The sequence below is a fragment of the Lutimonas sp. genome, assembly GCF_051011215.1.
GTDB lineage: Bacteria > Bacteroidota > Bacteroidia > Flavobacteriales > Flavobacteriaceae > Lutimonas.
Genome location: NZ_JBPCUJ010000051.1, coordinates 20,741 through 38,713 on the forward strand (window position 1 = coordinate 20,741; position 17,973 = coordinate 38,713).

Consider the following 17,973-nt stretch of genomic DNA (forward strand, 5'->3'; position numbering starts at 1 on the left):
GTTTTCATTAATTATTTTAACCTTTTTCTGTCTAATTTTTAACAACACATTAACAAGACTCACTAGGGTATATTAGTACATTTGTTATCATGTCTAAATCAGATTATTTGAAAAAAAGTTACTTTACTCAGCCCTTCACCCTTCTTTCGCTGATGGCTATTATCTTTTCTTTTTCCAGTTGTAACAGCGAGGATGCATCTTCCCTCACATATTTTGGTGGAAAAATAAAAAACCCCAAAGACGAATATGTATATTTCAACAAGGGTAAAACAGTGCTTGATTCAGCGAGAATAGACAACCACAATAAGTTTTCGTTTGAACTTGATTCCTTAGACTTAGGCTTATACACCTTTAAGCATGGCGCGGAGTTTCAATACCTATATTTAGAGCCAAGCGATAGTCTGCTTCTTTATCTGAATACCTGGGATTTTGATGAATCGCTTATTTTTAGTGGAAAAGGCAGTGCAAAAAACAACTATTTGATCAATCTCTATTTAGAGCAGGAAAAAGTTGAGAAAGACTTTAAACACAATTACAGATTACAGGAAGAAGCTTTTTCTGAAGTCATCGAAAAAGGCATTAAAAAACAATTAGCAGCCTACAATCACTTTCTGGACATTGAAGAGGAAAATCCTTCAGAGTTTTTTGACAAACTGGTAAAAACGGGTATTTATGTTCCTTATTATTTTTACAAAGAACGCTATGCCTACAACCATAAGAAAGCCTTGGGCCTGAAAAAAACACCGGAATTAAGCAGCACTTTTTACGATTACAGAAAACGTATAGAGCTCAATGATGAATCCCTGCTTGATTATGGCTGGAATTTGGCCTTCATTAATAATTTCTTATACAACCTTGCTCATGATGAAAAAATGAAAGATCCTGAAAACAGGATTTTTGAATTGGAATTCATGAAAGTAGTTGATGAACGCATTCACGTACCTGATTTTAAAAATTCCTTGCTGGCCAAAGGCGTATGGGGTTCCTTATCAAATAAAAACCTCAGTAAAGAAGAATCGGAGCAGGTATACGCCTATTTCTTTGAGCACTGTAATGATGATAGTTACAAAGAGGAGATGAAAAAATCGATCGCACAGAAAGAAAAAATTTCTTGTGGCGAAGACTTTCCTACCCTGATGGCCTTCGGAGTTGATGATGCTGAAGTAGAGATCAATAAGCTGATCAAGGATTCCAATGCGGTGATCTATTTCTGGCCTACGGAACTGGGGCGGGTAGAATTGTTAAAAGAAAAACTCCACTATTTGGAAGAGCACCATCCTGAAGTGGTTTTTATAGGTATAGAACGTAATAAAACAGATGAAGAGTGGAAGAAGTTTGTCACTTCTAAAAAGCTTTCAGAACAGAGTCAGTTTAAGCTTGCCAAAGATTCTGAATCCTATGCCTGGTATGAAGGTGATATGGCGCGTACCATTATAGTGAACAATCAAGGTAAGGTGGAGAACGGCTATGTTTTCTTCCTGGACAGCAATCTCAACTACTACCTCAAGAGTATTAATAAACACTAATTTATAGCATACTTCATTAAATTAGTCTTATTTTTGCAAATTCTTAAACATAAAACGGACTATTTATTTGCAAACCAGAGCTTTACAAATAAATAAAGTTTTGCAAAATAAATATATGTCGATATTTAAAACGCTTGGATTAAGCCAGGCAATTGTTGATTCACTAACCGAATTAGGTTATGAACAACCCACAGAAATCCAAAAGATTTCCATTCCGCAAATCCTGGGTTCAAAGGATGATTTAAAAGCATTTGCGCAGACAGGTACTGGTAAAACAGCTGCCTTTAGTTTACCGATTCTTGAACAAGTTGATACGTCTAACAAGAACACCCAGGCAATTATCCTTTCTCCAACAAGAGAATTGGCGATTCAGATCGCAAACAACATCAATGATTTCTCAAAAAACATAAACAACCTTAAAACCATTGCGGTTTATGGTGGAGCCAATATTGAGGAACAGATCAGGCCTTTAAAAAGAGGTGTTCAGATTGTCGTAGGAACCCCGGGAAGAACGTTGGATTTAATAAAAAGAAGGGTCTTAAACCTGGAAAGTATTCAATGGTTGGTCCTCGATGAGGCCGATGAGATGTTGAACATGGGTTTTAAAGAAGAATTGGATAAGATTCTTGAAAAGACACCTAGAACAAAACAAACCTTATTATTTTCTGCTACCTTCCCTAGAGAAGTGGAGGCAATTGCGCGCAACTATATGAACAATCCTACTGAAATATCAGCTGGTGAAAAAAATGTAGGTGCCGATAGTGTGGAACATGAATTCTTTCAGGTAACTGACAGAAATCGTTATCCTGCTTTAAAAAGGATCGCCGATGTTAATCCGGATATTTACTCTATTGTATTTTGTAGAACAAGAAGAGAAACCAAAGAAGTAGCAGAGAAGTTGATAGAAGATGGGTATAATGCAGATGCGCTTCACGGGGACCTTTCTCAGGCTCAACGTGATTTGGTGATGCAGAAATTCAGAACCAAGCACCTACAGATCCTGGTAGCGACTGATGTGGCAGCCAGAGGCTTGGATGTAAATGACCTTACCCATGTAATCAATTACAAATTACCTGATCAAACAGAAAACTACACCCATAGGAGTGGTAGAACCGGTAGAGCTGGTAAAAAAGGTATCTCGATTGCCATTATTACGAGTAAAGAGCGTAATAAACTAAAACCCATCGAAAGAAAGATTCAGAAGAAATTTGTTCAAAAACAAGTTCCTAACGGGAAAGAGATCTGCGAGGTTCAATTATATAAATTGATTGACAAGATCCATGATATTGAAGTTAATGAAGAAGAAATCAAGGATTATCTTCCAGATATTTATGAAAAACTGCATGAGCTTGACAGAGATGAGTTGATTAAAAAGTTTGTTTCTATTGAATTCAATCAATTCCTTTCATACTATAAGAATTCGAGAGATTTAAACAATAGTGATGCGCCTGGGGACAGAAAAAGACCCGGGGATGAATCTTTAACCAGATTCTATATCAACCAGGGGAAAATGGACAATTTAACACCTGCCCGCCTTATTGGTTTTATCAATGAGTGTCTGAGAAAAAGGGATGTGGAAATTGGTCAGATTGAAATTCTAAAAAGTTTTTCATTTTTTGAGGTAGATAAAAATTTCGCTTCAGATGTCCTGGAAAAAATGAATGGGGCCGATTTTAATGACAGAAATGTGATTGTTGAGGTTACCTCGAAGCCGAAAGGAGGCGGAGGCGGAAGACGTCGTTCTTCAAATAAAGGAGGTGGTTTTGGTAGAAAAGATACCAAGTACAAAAAATCAGATGAATTTAAGCCTCGAAGAAAAAAACCGGCAGCAAGCGGAGGTCGGCGAAGAAGACGTTAAGTCAATCCTTCATTAAAGTTCAAAAAAAAGGTTGTAAACAGATGATAAAAATCTAGTTTACAACCTTTTTTAGTTCTCAACAACAGTTATTTACTTACACTGATTAATTCCTGAATCAGTTCTCTTATCAAGTCGGGTTTCTCTTGATGAATATCATGGCTTCCTTCCACTTGTAAATGCTTTGAATTTTCATTCTTATTCATAATTCCGCTGTGATAGCTGTAAAAATCCCATTGAGTTGCCGACACAATAGTCATTGGAATAGTGTCTGAAACGGCTTTTTCCTGAACATACTTTCGGTTCTTCAAATAGTGTTCCCATTCCTGCTTTACCCCTTCACTGGATTCAGCATAAGATTCGTCTCCGAAATTTTGAAAATCTGTGTATTCTTTCTCCGTATAATCATCATATAATTTATCTGGTGACGGATCTACCAGCAATAAAGCCTGTATTTCATCTGGATATGCAGTAGCAAAATACCTGGCCAGATAACTGCCCATAGAGTGGGCTACATACACATAAGGTGGTGCTATTTTTTCTTTTTTAAGAACAGCTCTTAGTTCTTCAACCATATGGGGCACAGTTCTCGATGCGTGACTGATATGAGAGGCACCAATACCTGCCCTGTCGTAAGAAAAAACGGCTGTAAATGTCGCGATCGAGTCCGGAAGTGCTTCCCAGGCATCCATAGAAGAACCCATCCCATTCTCAAAAATGACGGTCGGCTTGCCTTTTCCCTGGGTTTTCACATTGATCTGTAAACCTTCGGTTTGTACAATTCGTTCTTTTCCTTGTCCAAAACTTTGGAATAAGGAGAGTACAAGAACGAGTGTAACTACGAATTTCAATTGGATTCCCTGAATCAAAATGTGTAAATTACCTTCTTGAATAATTAGGAGCTTCTTTCGTGATGGTCACATTGTGTGGATGGCTTTCAGAAATACCTGAAGATGTGATGCGAACGAATTTAGCATTTTTCTGATCTTCAATATTTTTGCTTCCACAATAACCCATCCCTGCTTTTAAACCACCCAAGAACTGGTGCATGGTTTCAAAAACTTCTCCTTTATAAGGCACACGTCCTACAATTCCTTCAGGGACCAGTTTCTTCACATCATCTTCCACATCCTGAAAATACCTGTCTTTTGATCCTTTCTGCATGGCTTCAATAGAACCCATCCCACGGTATGATTTGAATTTTCTTCCTTCAAAAATTATCGTCTCTCCAGGAGATTCTTTTGTTCCAGCCAGCAATGAACCGAGCATTACCGTATCGGCTCCGGCGGCTATCGCTTTCGGAATATCCCCCGTGTACCTGATGCCACCATCGGCAATCACTGGAACGCCTGTTCCTTTAATCGCTGCTGACACTTCCATTACCGCAGATAATTGCGGAAAGCCTACTCCAGCCACTACACGTGTTGTGCATATCGATCCTGGTCCTATTCCTACTTTCACCGCATCGGCTCCTGCCTCCACTAAGAACTTAGCTGCATCGCCCGTGGCGATATTTCCTACAATGATGTCCACATCAGGATGTTTCGCTTTGATATCCTTTAAAACCTGAGCTACTCCTTTACTATGTCCATGAGCCGTATCAATGACCAGGGCATCTACTCCTTCGTTAATCAGTGACTCAGCTCGTTCAAATGAATCTCCGGTAACACCGATCGCAGCAGCAACGCGCAAACGTCCATAAGAATCTTTATTCGCCTGTGGATTTTCACTTACTTTAATAATATCTCTATAAGTAATCAGCCCTACCAGTATCCCCTCAGGGTTCACAACTGGTAATTTTTCAATCTTATGGTCCTGCAAGATCATTTCCGCTTGCTTTAACGAAGTTCCTTCTTTGGCGGTTATCAAGTTCTCAGAAGTCATCACTTCAGAAACTTTTCTGTCATTATCATGTTCAAATCGCAAATCGCGATTGGTGATGATTCCAATTAACTCACCTGCCTCATTCACTACAGGTATCCCACCTATTTTATATTTGCTCATAAGAGATTTTGCATAAGCCACAGGCTTGTCTTTAGTAAGCGTAATGGGATCTATGATCATTCCTGATTCGGAACGTTTTACTTTTTTCACCTCACCTGACTGTTTTTCAACAGTCATGTTTTTATGCAAAATACCAATCCCGCCTTCTCTTGCCATGGCAATAGCCATCGCTGATTCTGTTACCGTATCCATGGCAGCAGAAATAATTGGAGAATTAATGGTGATATTTTTTGTGAATTTAGTTTGAATATTTACCTCACGCGGTAATACCTCAGAATAAGCAGGTACCAACAACACATCATCGTAGGTAAGTCCTTCAAGCAAAATTTTGGGAGTAGTCATAGAACGCAATTAGAAATTAATTGCGTGCAAATTTACGACATTAAATTGGATAGAAAAAACCAAAGGACAATTTAAAGTGGAATCGATGAATCCTACGATGGTTTCGAAGGATACAGGCAATTTTTAATAATCAGAAAACTCATGACTAAAATCGAAAATACCATCAAAGAGCCCGATATCATGATGACATATTTAAACCAGATGACCCCTTTCCAAAGCAACCATATACCGCCAAAAGTAAGTACCAAAGACACAAACGGTTCAAACATCAAAAAACCAACCGTAGTTGATTTTTCATTCGTCATATACATTAGAACCCCTAAAACAAAAAAGATTAAAGACAAGGATAGAATGTGATTATGGACCAAGGTAAGTACTTCTTGCTCAGATTTTTTAAAATGCATAATTTCTGCATCCTCATCCTCTTCATTCCCCAGATAGTTCTCTTCTATACCCGTTGAATTCAAAGAAGTGGTCACTCGAACAAAATTAAACCCGGTAAAAAACCCAACATTCAAAATAAGAACAAAACAAACAACAAACAGTCGAAACTGCAATGACATAGATCCTAATGCTCCTTTTACATCCATGCCAGTTACTTATAAGGGTAGTTTTGAAAGGTCTTTCAGCAAATCATTGACCTCCTTGCACATGGATACTGCCGAAATAGTAGCCCCTGAAATACCGATGATATCATGTCCATATTTTAAGGATGTAGTCCTGTCGCTGCCATCAAATTGACGCAACCATCTCTTGCTGCTAATCTCACCACCATAGTCTTCACGATAGGCGAGAATTTTAATTTTTTTAATAATCAAGGCTTCGTCAAAAATCACCACATAGTCAAATTCATCCGCCTTACTGGGAGCCTTGCCAAAATAAAAATAACCCAAATGATTTTCATCAATCTGGATCTGGTAAAAACCGTCCGGGTCAAAGTCATTGCTCATTTGCCCGAGGATCTCCGGATCAATTTGCACAGGAACTTTCTCATAGGCTTTGATATCGAAAACGGTAAAAACCTCTTTATCAATCTTCTTCAGGTAATTCTTCGGAATCTCCGCCGTCGAATGAAGGATGAAAAATAAAGATATGTATAGAAATAATTTCATATAAATGGCCCTTTCTAACCGTGAAGGTTAAAAAGGGCAAAGATAGTATTTTTAGAACATCACACCGACGCCCGCATTAAACATGTTTAATCTATTGCTGTCTTCAACAGCATCTGTTCTCCATTGATAATCTGCTTTCACAACTACTCCGGGGGCAATTTTGAAATCAAAACCAAAGGTAATATCCTGACGATCATAGGCATTATTCTTCTCGAGATCACCTGCCGTAGCTGCATGGGTGTTATACGTTTCATACCTTGAAAATAAGTATAACTGTTTGGTTGAATTCTGACTGATCAAAGGCATAAAGTCATAGGCCGCCTCAACATAATACCCATCCATTTTAGATCCAAGATCCTTTCCGGTAAGGTTGTTATAATCCTCAGTGCCCGATAAGCTCGAATAAATATACTGCCCTCTAAAGTCGATATTTTTGAACCTGTAAGACGCGTTCAGACCTACCATCGAAACTCCGACGGTGGAGCCCTCAACAGACGGGTCATCAGACTGGGTTTCACCAAAATAACCGGCCAACCCTACTTTCAATCCTAAAATTCCATAGTAGTCAAATTTTACAGAAAGGTTTGGATTGTGAATCACTGATTCAGCACCTTTTTGCCTTCCCTTTCGAAGACCGTCTACTCCTCTTAAGGTACCTTCTCCATCTTTATAGGAGATAAAACCATTAAATATATATGCCTGATATCTCAGCGATAGGTTTTGTAAATTACCAGTGGCTCCAATACCCAGTTCTCTCCAGGTAGTAGGAACAACATAGGTGTCAAGACCTGGTCTTTCAACACCATAAAAAACCGGCGGTTCGTGATATTCGTTCACATACCCCATAGGTATCAGCATTAAACCACCACGAATATTAAAAGCAGTGTTAAAACTATAGTTCACAAAAGCCTGCTCTACATATACCTCCTTCACATGTTCAAACTCAATCTCTGTCAAAAAACTAACCTTATCACTGAATTTATAACCAAAAAGCATCACAAGTCTGTGAACATCTAATTTTCCTGGAGCAGATCCATCCGGTTCGTTATAATCTATTTGTGCATACCCTCCAATGGTAAGCTTGCTCGGGTTATTATACCCTAATCTATTTACCACCCTCAATGAATCTTGTTTTGAATCCTGTTGGGCGTAAGTTACAGTTGCGAACAACACAAAAGCAACCAATAATTTGAATTTCATCCGATTTAATTTAGCTTATTCTTATTTAGATTAATTTTAAATAGATATATCTGAGGCAAATGTAAATGTAAATATTCAACTGGCAAAGGCTTATTTAGAATAATTTTAAATAACATGATAAATGTCATATTTTACAGGTCTTTCAGAGACGAAAAATCATATCTAAAACCTATATTTGTACTATGTCTTTCTACTCTAAACTTTTAATCTTTCTTCAGTTTGGTTGTCTCGGGTTCTTGACTATTACCATGAATAAACCTGTAATCGGACTCATACTTCTTTTTCAGCTCTTGGGCTTCTTTTTGTCTCTTTGGGCAATTCTTGTGATGAAATTGGGTAATTTTAATATTCAGCCAGAAGTTAAAACCGATGCTACCCTGACAAAAAATGGGCCTTATAAACTTATTAGGAATCCGATGTATAGCGGACTGCTCATTTTCTTTGGAGCTTCTTTATTTAGTTCTTTCGATCTAATTGAAATGCTCGTTTTTATAATGCTCGTGGTAATTTTCCTCCTGAAAATAAATCTGGAAGAAAAGTTTTTATCTGAGAAATTTGGAGAAAGCTATAGAATGTACAAAGAAAAGACTTTTAGATTACTACCCTATGTCTATTAAGGAGGTTGGTCTTTTCCTCAAACACAAACTTCACACCTGATCAGTGCCCTGTTTTTGGGAGATAAATTGAATTATGGTGCATCTATTTTTTTTCTAATTTAAAATCTTTTTATTTGCTCCAATTGGATTTACAAATAGTATGATAATTATTATATTTGTACACTTAAAAAAAACAATATGAAAAAAATCTACACTTTAGTATTTGCTGCGGTATTTATGCTGGCCATCAGTCAGACTGCCATAGCACAGGAAAATCATGGAAATGCATTAAATGCCTTTGTTAAATTTGGTGACAATTCAAGTATTGGTGCTTTTTACGAATTTCAGGTACATCCTGATATCACCGTTTCTCCTGAAGGAAGAATTTGGTTTGGTGATGATCAGAAATTGGCACTTGGTGCCAGAGGTGATTACTACTTTGACAGAATATTTAAACTGGCCGAGCCATGGGATATTTGGGGTGGCGCCGGAATTGGCTTTTTAATCAATGACGATTCAGGTGATAGCATCGATTTTAATATCCACGCAGGTGGTGAGTACAAATTCAATGACACTTGGGGTCTCATACTTGAAATAGGTGGCGGAAGCGCTTTTTCAGGAGGTTTGGGAGTTGGTATACATTTTAACTAGGTTCGAGCTAAATCATACAACAGCCATTAGAATTTCTAATGGCTGTTTTTGTTTATTTTAGAATAAAATTATTAAGTTTGGCGCTCATTGTAAAGCATTAAATCATGCACATTTTAGGTATAGACATTGGTGGAACAGGAATTAAAGGAGGAATCGTTGACACCACAACCGGAGAAATGGTTACCGAAAAATTCAGACTACCTACCCCGCGCCCGGCTCTACCTAAAGAAGTAGCAAAAACGGTGCATGAAATTGTAGATCACTTTAACTGGAAGGGTGAGGTTGGCGCTGGTTTCCCTACCCCACTGTTTCATGGGAAATGTTTAAGTGGCGGAAATTTACATCCCGATTGGAAAGGGGTCCAGGCCGATGAACTTTTTAAAGAGGTAACGGGGCTGGAATTTACAGTGATCAATGATGCTGATGCGGCCGCAGAGGCTGAAATGCATTTTGGCGCGGGAAAAGGAAAAAGTGGGTTAGTTGCCGTGATCACCTTAGGAACAGGTATTGGGTCAGGCTTGTTTTTTGACGGTGTATTGATCCCTAATTCTGAATTGGGACATGTGAGTTACAAGGGTGAGGCTTTTGAAAAATACGCGGCCGATTCGATTCGAAAAAAAGAAGAACTGAGCTATTCAAAATGGGGAAAACGCTTAAATAAATATTTCCAGCACATTGAATTAATTTTATCTCCGGACTTGTTTATTATTGGAGGAGGCGCCAGTAAGAAGATGCATAAATTTGAAGATCAGATCAACATTCGCACCAGAATGATTCCTGCCCAGAATAAAAATGAAGCAGGCATTATTGGAGCGGCAGTTGGTGCCTTTGATGAAGTTGGTTAGCAAGCATCTATCCGAATACATTCATGGCCTCATTATAAGCCACTTCAAAACGCAATGGGTTTAAACCTGTTTCCACCTTTCTGCTGGTAAAAAAAGACAGCAACTTTTCGGTTGGCATATTACCTGTTAATTCATCCTTGGCCATAGGACAACCTCCAAAACCTTTTATAGCACCATCAAAACGATGGCAACCAGCATCAAATGCTGCCGACACTTTTTCATGCCATGAATCGGGATTTGTATGCATATGTGCCCCAAATTCAATGGCAGGATACATCGGAATTAAATGCTCAAATAAATAACGGATTGTTTTTCCATCTGCAACACCAATCGTATCAGATAAAGATAAAATCTTAACACCCAGTTTTGCCAGTGTCTCGGTCCAATTACCAACAATATCATAATTCCATGGGTCCCCATAAGGGTTTCCAAAACCCATAGACAAATAAGCAACGACCTCCTTCTTATGGATAGTTGCCAGTTCTAAAATACCTTTCAAGGTCACTAAAGATTGTGCGATGGTTTTTCCGGTATTTCTCATTTGAAAATTTTCAGAGATCGAAAAAGGAAAACCTAAGTACTGAATTTGTTCAAAGCGACAGGCATCTTCCGCCCCCCTCACATTGGCAACAATCGCCAATAGTTTCGAACTTGTTGTATCGAGATCCAGCAATGACAAGACCTCTGCAGTATCTCTCATCTGAGGGATGGCTTTTGGAGACACAAAACTTCCAAAATCAATGGTGTCGAAGCCCACTTTTAGCAAGGCATTGATATACCTCGCCTTCTCTACACTTGGTATAAAGTGGCTTTTAATACCCTGCATCGCATCTCTGGGACATTCAATGATTTTGACCTGACTCATCAAACCAAATATATAGAATAATCAGCTACTGACTTGTTATACTTTCATTAAAATTACAAAGCATTGTTGCGGAATTGGTGAGAGGTGATTCCCTCACAACTGAGTATTGAATAACGAGGGGCTCAGAACCAATACCATCCGTTCTGAATCCCTCGTTCAATTTATTTTAACTATCTGCTGCCATCAAAAACATCGGTTTCATTTCGAAACGGTTATAATGAGGTCTTAATCGGTCTATATTGTAGTATTTATCCACGTTTACAATTTTCTTGGAATTGGTCACCACATCCAAAGGAACATCGTCATAACGCCCGTTTTTCAGTACCACAAGGCGACCGTGAAAGCCTCCGAGGATCAAATCCAGCGCCAAATTTCCATAGGCCATGGGAACAATAGAATCCACAGCATCCGGATCACCTCCACGGACCAGATATCCCAGTTTCTGATTGATAATATTGATGGTTTTTCCATTGTTGAAATTAGGTGACAGGGTCTTAATTTCAGAGGAGATCAAATCTCCGATACCACCGAGCTTGGCATGACCAAACATGTCTTTCTCAGCATCCTGAAAAATCATGTCGCCACCCTTAAATTTGGCGCCTTCTGAAATAAGAACTACTGAATATTTACTTGGATTGGCATTCCGATCCTGCACCAGCAATTCCGTCAAATGATTGATATCAAATTCGTATTCAGGAATGACACAGCGATTGGCAGCTCCGGCCATGGCTGGCAGCATAGCAGTAAAGCCTGCATACCTTCCAAACACCTCCATCACTAAAATTCGCTCATGGGAACCGGCAGAGGTTCTTAAATTATTAGTCATTGAAATGGTACGTGTAACACAGGTACTAAATCCGATACAATAATCGGTACCGGGTACATCATTATCCATGGTTTTAGGAATAGCAACCACCTTCACACCTTCTTTATACAGGCGCACACCATAACTCAAGGTATCATCACCTCCGATTGGAATCAGGTAATCAACACCCAGCCATTCTAAATTCTTTATAATTTCCGGGGTAAGATCATTAAAATCTTTGTTATAGGAATCCTTCAAATGCTCCGGCACATGCGCCTTGGGCATCTTACTTGGTTTGGTTCGGGATGAATGTAAAAAAGTACCACCAGTTCGGCCAGCCTTGTTTACAATATCATTGGTAAGGACCATATAACTCTTACTGTTGTCCGCTTTTTTATCGCGAACCAATTCAGTGATCCCTGCCCAACCTCGACGCAGACCTATTACTTTGAAGCCTTCTCGATTGGCACGAATGGTAATTGCCCGAATTGCCGGATTTAATCCAGGTACATCTCCTCCACCAGTAAGGATAGCAATGATTCCCTTAATTTTTTTTGTGTGAGCCATAAAACAAAATTTAGAATTTAATGAACATAATGACCCGCTGTAACCCATTTTTAGGTAGTGAATTACAGTAATTTAAAACATATGATTCCAGGTCAAATTTTAACTATGGTTAAAGTTAAGAAAACATTTTGCAAAATTTATGACAAATAGTAGGAAAGTTCAATTCTGGCAAGGGGCCATAATCCGAATCCTTGCCTGGTAATTTTTGACAAAAAAAAAGCTATTTCCAACGAAATAGCTTTTTACATGTATTATTGAACTGCTTATAAAGAAGCAGAATATTCAAGAAGGTCAACAATTTTTGTTGAGTAACCATACTCATTGTCATACCATGATACTACTTTTACAAAATTATCTGTAAGAGCAATACCTGCTTTAGCGTCAAAAACAGACGTACGAGGCTCACCAACAAAATCTTGAGACACTACCAATTCTTCAGTATATCCTAAAATTCCTTTTAATTCACCTTCAGAAGCATCTTTCATTGCCTTACAAACTTCCTCATAAGATACACTCTTACCTAGATTCACTGTAAGATCCACCACAGAAACATCCATAGTTGGAACTCTGAAAGACATACCGGTTAATTTTCCATTCAATGAAGGAATCACTTTCCCTACCGCTTTGGCAGCTCCTGTAGAAGATGGAATGATATTATGAAGGGCAGCTCTACCACCTCTCCAGTCTTTTAATGATGGACCATCAACTGTTTTTTGAGTAGCTGTTGTTGCATGGATCGTTGTCATCAGACCATCTGTAATTTCAAAATTATCATGCAATACCTTGGCTATCGGAGCCAAACAGTTGGTTGTACATGAAGCATTTGAAAAGATATTTGTTTCAGCAGTTAGTTCTTTGTGATTTACACCCATTACATACATTGGTGCATCCGCTGAAGGCGCAGAAATAACAACTTTCTTGGCTCCTGCTTTTAAATGCAAGGCAGCCTTGTCTTTTGTTGTGAAAATACCAGTAGCGTCAATCACATAATCAGCACCGATCTCATCCCATTTCAAATCTTCAGGGTTACGTTCAGCAGAAATTCTTACTTCATTTCCGTTAACAACTAATTTCCCGTCTTTCACCTCAACAGTTCCGTCAAATTGTCCATGAACGGAATCATACTTTAACATGTACGCCAGATAATCAACATCCAATAGATCATTGATACCTACAACTTGTACATTTTCTCTTTGTGTCGCGATTCTGAATGCTAGTCTTCCAATTCTACCGAATCCGTTAATTCCGATTTTTATCATTTCTTAATTATTTTAAATTTACATTTATTTACACTGACATAATATCAGATATTCTCAATATTTCGTTGGGTATTCTGTGATGCTCTTTTACGGCATTCTCTAAATCTACCGGCACCATTTCATTGTTCTGGACACCCACCATCTTGTTGGTCTTGTTGTCCAATAATAACTCCACTGCCTTTACCCCCATTCTACTGGCCAACACGCGATCAAAACAGCTTGGAGCACCACCTCTTTGCATATGTCCCAAAATGGAAACACGCACATCGTATTCAGGCAAGTTTTTTTCAACATAGTCTGCCAACTCAAATACATTGGCTCCGGTTTTATCACCTTCAGCAACAACCACCAAGCTTGAAGACTTTCCAGATCTACGACTTTTTTCCAAAGACTCTAATAAACGATCTAATCCCATATCCTCTTCAGGAATAAGAATTTCCTCAGCACCAGCACCTATTCCCGTATTTAAGGCAATATATCCTGAGTGACGTCCCATCACCTCAACAAAAAACAATCGGTTATGAGAACTTGCGGTATCTCGAATTTTATCAATCACCTCAACAGCTGTGTTTAATGCGGTATCGTAACCAATCGTGTAGTCAGTTCCAAAGATATCGTTGTCAATGGTTCCCGGAATTCCAATCACTGGAAAATCATATTCTTGACTAAAGATCATGCCTCCTGTAAAAGAGCCATCTCCACCAATCACCACCAAGGCATCAACATCGTGTTCCTTTAATTTTTCATAGGCTTTTTTTCTACCTTCAATGGTTCTGAATTCTTTAGATCTTGCTGTCTTCAAAACAGTACCTCCTTTTTGAATAATATGATGTACATCACGCGCCGACATTGGCACGATATCACCTTCTATCATTCCTTGGTATCCTCTGTATATTCCAACACTTTCTAACTTGTAATAAGCGCATGATCGCACTACTGCTCTGATAGCAGCATTCATCCCAGGAGAATCACCCCCTGAGGTCATTACGGCAACTTTTCTTATAAATTTCTTCATATTCTTTTTAAAAACACACAAAAATAATAATAAAAAAGCGCATTCTAATATGAATACGAAGATTTAAACGAAATCGATTGCGAAAAGTTCGAAATCGAAAAGAATTGCCTAAAAAGTCAGCTCAAATGCCATGAAGTCGAGATCAATTTTAGTACTCTCTTCCCGGATGATCCGCTATAAACGTTTCAAAACAGCCCCTGTCCTGCAAGGTGACAAAACATTGCTTTCCGTCTTTCCCGCCAAAGGCGATATTCGAGGGTTTCTTTCCTTTTAAGGTAACTTCTCGGATTATTATTCCTTCCGGACTTAAAACGACCACCTTTCCGGCATCATAACGACAAACATAAAGATTGCCCTGATTGTCGCATCTCATACCATCCATTCCATGATCTGAAAATTCATAGAACAAGGCCTTGTTGCGAATCATACCTTCGGCACCTATATCATAACGCCAGATCTTGCGCTGTATAGATTCATTGACATAAAGATGCTTTCCATCAGGTGAAACTTCAATACCGTTGGTAGTGCCCATTTCTCCTTCCAGCAATTCAAAACCAGTTTCATCCACCTTCCAGATATTTCCGCTTCCTTCTTTCCAGTTAGGATCACTGGCATACAAGGTGCCATCCGGTGCGATGGCCAGATCGTTTGGCTGATTCAAATCTGGGTGATGCGCATACACTACTGCCTTTTTTGAACCTTTTTCTATCATTAGTACATTGTGGTTTACATAGTCCGCAATATACATGGTACCACTTTTATCAAAACGAATTCCGTTGCCGACACTTCCCTTAGGAAGCTTTGTGAACAAGCTGGCGTTCCCTTCAGCATCAACAACACCAATGGTACCTTCCTTCTCAAAATTAACAGCAAATAAGTTTCCTTCAGCATCAACAGCCGGGCCTTCGATACCTCCGGTAAAAAGCATTTCCTTTGTAAAATCAGTACTGACATCTGTAGGTTGACATGACATCAATCCCACTAAAAAAAACAGACCAAATAGTGATTTTTGCACTTTCATCATGTTTTGTTTAAGAGTTTATTTGGCCAAATATGTTGCCAAGGACGTCAATGCATCGGCAACGGCGAGCGTGACATCTAAATTTAATGAAGGATCTTCCTGAACCTCCATGATTGAATGAAACAGTTTCATATTATTTTTAGACAATGTATTTGTATCCACAGCAACAGTTAATAAAATAGACACTTCACTCACTTTCTTGGCATAAGGTAAAATAGGAGCTGTTAAAGGTGCTTTGTCTGCTATGTCTTCAATTCTCGAGTGAATTGTACTCCATTGTCTTAAATAGCTTAAAATAACTTTTTTTGACGCAGCATCATTGGTTGCCATATAGTTCGCTACTGCTTTTTGAAAAGGTCTGACGGCCTTGGCATCTGCAGTACAAGCATCGGCAAACAGGGTAAATGGTGAATACGTCTGGTATTCAGTTCCTCCTGCATTACGGCTGTAAATCTTATATGGTTCACTGATTTCGCTCAAAATTCTCAAAGCATCATCATCCTGGTAATTCGCGATGTTTCTGAAAATATATGACTGGGACCTCATATGTTGCATTCCAATTAATTCCAGCATCTGACTGATGGTTTCCAGGCGTTCGAACATACTGTCTATGTCTCGTACCTCTTGCGGAGACCAAAACCTTTCGGCAATGGCAGCTGTCCTGGGCCAGATTCTTGAATCTACGGTTAACGGAGTCACTAATTCGGCCCACATGGTGGCCTCTCCCCCTAAAATTCTGGCGGCTTCTTCCTCTGTCAAATCAACCGCAGGCATCGGATCCACCATGTAATGGTCTTCTACTGATAAGAGTAAATCAATATAGTATCCATTCGATAAAATCGTTTGGTAGCCATTTTTAACTGCAGCCGTTAAAGACTGACCTGGCGCTAAGCCTTCATTCACTCCTCTCCAGGAATGAATCAAGGCAGACTTTGGCATATTCTCTGTCATGATCTCTTCCCAGCCCATTAAAACTTTATCATATTTTGAAAGAATCTTCTCAAGTTTGATATTAAAATAGGTCTGCAATGCATGATTATCCTTCAGGTCCTGTTCCTTCATGAACGCCTGAATGTCTGGATTCTCATCCCAGTGCTTGCCTTCGTTTTCATCACCTCCTATATGAAAATATTGATCTGGAAATAAAGGAGTTACTTCCTTAAACAAAGTATCCAGATATGCATAGGTCTTATCATTGGTTGGGTCCAGTGTTGGATCAAATATACCGGCATTGCGTTCCAGATGATATTCAATTCCTTGTTTACTGGCCAGTTCAGGATAGGCCGTCAAAAATGCCGTACCATGACCAGGCACATCAAATTCAGGTACGACTCTGATGCCTCTTTCATCTGCATAGGCAACCACGTCTTTTATCTGAGCTTGTGTATAATACTGTCCATCAGATGCCATTTCAATCAATTTTGGCAACGATTTGGTTTCTACCCTGAAACCCTGGTCATCTGATAAATGCCAATGAAAAACATTTAATTTAACAAAGGCCATGGCATCGATGTTTCTTTTAACGACATCTACAGGCATAAAATGCCTCGCTACATCCATCATCAAACCGCGCCACACAAATCTTGGATGATCCTTAATACTTGCCCCGGAGAATACATAGCCTCCAGCTTTCACATCTATTAATTGCAACAAGGTTGACAAACCATGCATGGCACCAATATCCGTTTTTGCCTTTAAGCGAATACCGCTGGCATCAACCTCCAGGCGATACGATTCATCAATCCCCATTTTCAATTCAGCAACCTCTTCAAATTCAATCTGCACCCCAGCATTCTCAGCGCTGACATTTGCAGCGTTCGGAAAGCCCTCTTTTAAGAAAACTCCAGATTTGTCTGTCATATACCTCAAAAAGCGCGTACTCGATTTAAAAATTCTCGAATCCTCTGCTACATCTCCGTGAATAAAAATGCTAAAATCAGTGGTAATGGAAAAATCACTGGAATTCAGAGAAATTTCCTGTGGCCAGGGCATTAATTGGAGTTCGTTTTTCGACATTTCCTGTGCATTGATAAAAGATATTTCTATCATCAAAGTGAAAATCAATAGTAGTCTCGTCAACATAGGCTTGTATTTAAAATTGTAAGGTTGGTTTCTAATAAAAAAACCGCCGATTTGAAGTTTGTCTAGAACAAACACAAAAAGGCGGTTCAAAATACTCAAATAAAATCTTAATAATGGTATCTCTTAAAAGCCTCAAAAGCAGCATAATCAGCCATACCCAGGTTGTTATACTTTTTGGCAGTTTCTTTATTACGGTCTTCAGCACGCATCCAGAATTCTCTTGAATCA

Annotated in this window: 16 protein-coding genes; 5 read left to right on the forward strand and 11 right to left on the reverse strand. The window is 38.9% G+C overall.

Annotated elements, in window-relative coordinates; genetic code table 11:
* Positions 1–107 precede the first annotated feature (107 nt).
* Together ACR2MV_RS05225 and ACR2MV_RS05230 are read left to right on the forward strand one after the other, a co-directional pair.
* Positions 108–1,526, forward strand: coding sequence for a hypothetical protein (locus ACR2MV_RS05225; RefSeq protein ID WP_434020848.1), 1,419 nt, complete (start codon positions 108–110; stop codon positions 1,524–1,526).
* Between the two features lie 115 nt (positions 1,527–1,641).
* Positions 1,642–3,384 carry a DEAD/DEAH box helicase gene (locus ACR2MV_RS05230; RefSeq protein WP_434020849.1) on the forward strand — a complete coding sequence of 581 codons (1,743 nt, stop codon included), beginning with the start codon at positions 1,642–1,644 and terminating at the stop codon, positions 3,382–3,384.
* 86 nt (positions 3,385–3,470) lie between these two features.
* Here the strand turns inward: ACR2MV_RS05230 and ACR2MV_RS05235 are convergent, their stop codons facing one another.
* The 5 genes from ACR2MV_RS05235 to ACR2MV_RS05255 form a co-directional block, all read right to left on the reverse strand.
* Entirely contained in the window at positions 3,471–4,250 is a 780-nt protein-coding gene (locus ACR2MV_RS05235; protein ID WP_434020850.1) for an alpha/beta fold hydrolase, read from the reverse strand.
* 10 nt (positions 4,251–4,260) lie between these two features.
* On the reverse strand, positions 4,261–5,727 hold the full coding sequence (gene guaB / locus ACR2MV_RS05240; protein WP_434020851.1) for an IMP dehydrogenase: 1,467 nt from the start codon (positions 5,725–5,727) through the stop codon (positions 4,261–4,263).
* 92 nt (positions 5,728–5,819) lie between these two features.
* Positions 5,820–6,317, reverse strand: coding sequence for a hypothetical protein (locus ACR2MV_RS05245; RefSeq protein ID WP_434020852.1), 498 nt, complete (start codon positions 6,315–6,317; stop codon positions 5,820–5,822).
* A gap of 9 nt (positions 6,318–6,326) precedes the next feature.
* Complete coding sequence (locus ACR2MV_RS05250) at positions 6,327–6,839, reverse strand: FMN-binding protein (RefSeq protein WP_434020853.1); 513 nt, start codon at positions 6,837–6,839, stop codon at positions 6,327–6,329.
* Positions 6,840–6,890: 51 nt separating this feature from the next.
* Positions 6,891–8,039, reverse strand: a complete 1,149-nt coding sequence (locus tag ACR2MV_RS05255; protein WP_434020854.1) for a hypothetical protein — start codon at positions 8,037–8,039, stop codon at positions 6,891–6,893.
* Positions 8,040–8,287: 248 nt separating this feature from the next.
* On the opposite strand from ACR2MV_RS05255, the gene ACR2MV_RS05260 reads away from it, so the two are divergent.
* The 3 genes from ACR2MV_RS05260 to ppgK all read left to right on the forward strand — a co-directional run bounded on the left by ACR2MV_RS05260 (position 8,288) and on the right by ppgK (position 10,131).
* Complete coding sequence (locus ACR2MV_RS05260) at positions 8,288–8,656, forward strand: methyltransferase family protein (protein WP_434020855.1); 369 nt, start codon at positions 8,288–8,290, stop codon at positions 8,654–8,656.
* A 177-nt stretch (positions 8,657–8,833) separates the two neighbouring features.
* Entirely contained in the window at positions 8,834–9,286 is a 453-nt protein-coding gene (locus tag ACR2MV_RS05265; protein ID WP_434020856.1) for a hypothetical protein, read from the forward strand.
* A gap of 104 nt (positions 9,287–9,390) precedes the next feature.
* Positions 9,391–10,131 carry a polyphosphate--glucose phosphotransferase gene (ppgK, locus tag ACR2MV_RS05270; RefSeq protein ID WP_434020857.1) on the forward strand — a complete coding sequence of 247 codons (741 nt, stop codon included), beginning with the start codon at positions 9,391–9,393 and terminating at the stop codon, positions 10,129–10,131.
* Between the two features lie 7 nt (positions 10,132–10,138).
* On the opposite strand, the gene ACR2MV_RS05275 is transcribed toward ppgK, so the two are convergent.
* The 6 genes from ACR2MV_RS05275 to ACR2MV_RS05300 form a co-directional block, all read right to left on the reverse strand.
* The gene (locus ACR2MV_RS05275; protein WP_434020858.1) at positions 10,139–10,996 is read right to left on the reverse strand and encodes a hydroxymethylglutaryl-CoA lyase; all 858 of its coding nucleotides are present in this window, start codon (positions 10,994–10,996) and stop codon (positions 10,139–10,141) included.
* 166 nt (positions 10,997–11,162) lie between these two features.
* Positions 11,163–12,368, reverse strand: a complete 1,206-nt coding sequence (locus ACR2MV_RS05280; protein WP_434020859.1) for a 6-phosphofructokinase — start codon at positions 12,366–12,368, stop codon at positions 11,163–11,165.
* 263 nt (positions 12,369–12,631) lie between these two features.
* Positions 12,632–13,627: a type I glyceraldehyde-3-phosphate dehydrogenase gene (gene gap / locus ACR2MV_RS05285; protein WP_434020860.1), complete on the reverse strand. Its 996-nt coding sequence runs from the start codon at positions 13,625–13,627 to the stop codon at positions 12,632–12,634.
* 28 nt (positions 13,628–13,655) lie between these two features.
* Positions 13,656–14,642 carry a 6-phosphofructokinase gene (pfkA, locus tag ACR2MV_RS05290; protein ID WP_434020861.1) on the reverse strand — a complete coding sequence of 329 codons (987 nt, stop codon included), beginning with the start codon at positions 14,640–14,642 and terminating at the stop codon, positions 13,656–13,658.
* Between the two features lie 148 nt (positions 14,643–14,790).
* Positions 14,791–15,666, reverse strand: coding sequence for an SMP-30/gluconolactonase/LRE family protein (locus ACR2MV_RS05295; RefSeq protein ID WP_434020862.1), 876 nt, complete (start codon positions 15,664–15,666; stop codon positions 14,791–14,793).
* A gap of 15 nt (positions 15,667–15,681) precedes the next feature.
* Positions 15,682–17,745 carry a beta-N-acetylhexosaminidase gene (locus ACR2MV_RS05300; RefSeq protein WP_434020863.1) on the reverse strand — a complete coding sequence of 688 codons (2,064 nt, stop codon included), beginning with the start codon at positions 17,743–17,745 and terminating at the stop codon, positions 15,682–15,684.
* Between the last annotated feature and the right edge of the window lie 228 nt (positions 17,746–17,973).

What these genes read in the sequence shown, in the direction of transcription:
- ACR2MV_RS05230 (WP_434020849.1), top strand. Translation starts at nt 1,642, where the DNA reads ATGTCGATATTTAAAACGCTTGGATTAAGCCAGGCAATTGTTGATTCA.
- guaB (WP_434020851.1), bottom strand. Translation starts at nt 5,727, where the DNA reads ATGACTACTCCCAAAATTTTGCTTGAAGGACTTACCTACGATGATGTG.
- ACR2MV_RS05245 (WP_434020852.1), bottom strand. Translation starts at nt 6,317, where the DNA reads ATGGATGTAAAAGGAGCATTAGGATCTATGTCATTGCAGTTTCGACTG.
- ACR2MV_RS05250 (WP_434020853.1), bottom strand. Translation starts at nt 6,839, where the DNA reads ATGAAATTATTTCTATACATATCTTTATTTTTCATCCTTCATTCGACG.
- ACR2MV_RS05255 (WP_434020854.1), bottom strand. Translation starts at nt 8,039, where the DNA reads ATGAAATTCAAATTATTGGTTGCTTTTGTGTTGTTCGCAACTGTAACT.
- ACR2MV_RS05260 (WP_434020855.1), top strand. Translation starts at nt 8,288, where the DNA reads ATGAATAAACCTGTAATCGGACTCATACTTCTTTTTCAGCTCTTGGGC.
- ACR2MV_RS05265 (WP_434020856.1), top strand. Translation starts at nt 8,834, where the DNA reads ATGAAAAAAATCTACACTTTAGTATTTGCTGCGGTATTTATGCTGGCC.
- ppgK (WP_434020857.1), top strand. Translation starts at nt 9,391, where the DNA reads ATGCACATTTTAGGTATAGACATTGGTGGAACAGGAATTAAAGGAGGA.
- ACR2MV_RS05275 (WP_434020858.1), bottom strand. Translation starts at nt 10,996, where the DNA reads ATGAGTCAGGTCAAAATCATTGAATGTCCCAGAGATGCGATGCAGGGT.
- ACR2MV_RS05280 (WP_434020859.1), bottom strand. Translation starts at nt 12,368, where the DNA reads ATGGCTCACACAAAAAAAATTAAGGGAATCATTGCTATCCTTACTGGT.
- gap (WP_434020860.1), bottom strand. Translation starts at nt 13,627, where the DNA reads ATGATAAAAATCGGAATTAACGGATTCGGTAGAATTGGAAGACTAGCA.
- pfkA (WP_434020861.1), bottom strand. Translation starts at nt 14,642, where the DNA reads ATGAAGAAATTTATAAGAAAAGTTGCCGTAATGACCTCAGGGGGTGAT.
- ACR2MV_RS05295 (WP_434020862.1), bottom strand. Translation starts at nt 15,666, where the DNA reads ATGATGAAAGTGCAAAAATCACTATTTGGTCTGTTTTTTTTAGTGGGA.
- ACR2MV_RS05300 (WP_434020863.1), bottom strand. Translation starts at nt 17,745, where the DNA reads ATGTTGACGAGACTACTATTGATTTTCACTTTGATGATAGAAATATCT.